Consider the following 1,515-nt stretch of genomic DNA (forward strand, 5'->3'; position numbering starts at 1 on the left):
CGCACGCTAATGATTCCTATCAGCGTTTTGTTGTTGGGTTCGTGGGACTTGCTGCGAGATGCTGGTCGATGAGCCGCCGGCCGGTGAGCACCCCCGCACGCTGGAGTTGTTGAGTCCTTACCGCGAGACCGTGCCCCGGCCGGTTCATGGGGTTCGCCTGAAGTGCTGAAGGGATGTCGTGCCGTGTGTCGAGCACTTGTCCATTAGGTCGCTACGGGGGTGTTCCCGCGCTCGCAACAGTATCGGTTCCGATTAGCGGAAAGGCGATGAGAGTGCATGATTTTCGTAGGGGACGACTGGGCGCAAGATCACCACGACGTGTGGGTGATGGATGAACACGGACAGCGGTTAGCCAGCACCCGCGTACTTGAAGGCAGCCAGGGACTTGCGGCGTTTCACCAGTTGATGGCCGAGCATGCCGAGGAACCCCAGCTCGTGGTGATCGGCATCGAAACAGACACCGGGCTGTGGGTGAATGCGCTCGATGCCGCGGGCTACCAGGTATACGCGGTCAATCCGATGGCGGCCTCACGCTACCGTGACCGGCACGTGGTCTCCGGCGCAAAATCCGACACCGGTGACGCCAAAATGCTGGCCGATCTCGTGCGCACCGATCGGCACAACCACCACCGACTGGCCGGCGACAGCACCGCGGTCGAGGCCATCAAGGTGCTGGCGCGGGCCCACCAGACGCTGCTATGGGCCCGGACTCGACACAGCAACATATTGCAAGCCGGGTTACGCCAGTACTATCCGGGCGCGCTGGCCGCCTTCAGCGATATCGACCACCACGACGCACTGGCAGTACTAGGCCGCGCACCCACCCCGGCCCAGGGAGCAGCGTTAAGCGTGTCCAAGATCAGTTCTCTGTTGAAAGCCGGTGGGCGTCAACGCTATATCGATCATCGTGCCCGAGAAATCCAAGCAGCACTACGCAGTGAACAACTCGCCGCGCCGGGTCCCATTGCCACAGCGTTAGCCGCGAGCACCTCAGCGACCATCGCCGTGTTAAGGGTTCTGCAGACCCAGATCGACGAACTTCAATCGCAGCTGGCCGACCATTTTGAGGCACACCCGGACGCCGACATCTACCTCTCCCAGCCAGGACTCGGTGATGTGCTCGGCGCCCGGGTGCTCGGCGAGTTCGGAGACGATCCGAACAAATTCACCAGTACCAAGTCTCGCAGGAACTACGCCGCCACGTCCCCCATCACAGTGGCCTCAGGCAAGAAACGCGCCATCGTGGCCCGCCACGTCAAAAACCGGCGCCTCTACGACGCCATCGACACCTGGGCCCAGGCCAGTCTGCGGTCCAGCCCCGGCGCACGCGCTTTCTACGACCATCGCCGCGCCCTGGACGACACCCATCACCAAGCCCTACGCGCACTCGGCAATCGCCTCGTGGGCATCCTGCATGGCTGCCTACACCACCACACCCCCTACGACGAACACACCGCCTGGGCACACCGCGCACAAGCCGCCGCTTGACACTTAGCTCCCAGGGATGTCTCGCGG

1 protein-coding gene is annotated in these 1,515 nt (G+C 63.0%); it reads left to right on the forward strand.

Features of this window, described 5'->3' with window-relative positions; genetic code table 11:
* Positions 1 to 276: 276 nt before the first annotated feature.
* The gene (locus tag A5740_RS10165) at positions 277 to 1,488 is read left to right on the forward strand and encodes an IS110 family transposase (RefSeq protein WP_076193670.1); all 1,212 of its coding nucleotides are present in this window, start codon (positions 277 to 279) and stop codon (positions 1,486 to 1,488) included.
* The last annotated feature ends 27 nt before the right edge of the window (positions 1,489 to 1,515 follow it).

This window comes from Mycobacterium sp. GA-1841 (genome assembly GCF_001954135.1).
Lineage (GTDB): Bacteria > Actinomycetota > Actinomycetes > Mycobacteriales > Mycobacteriaceae > Mycobacterium.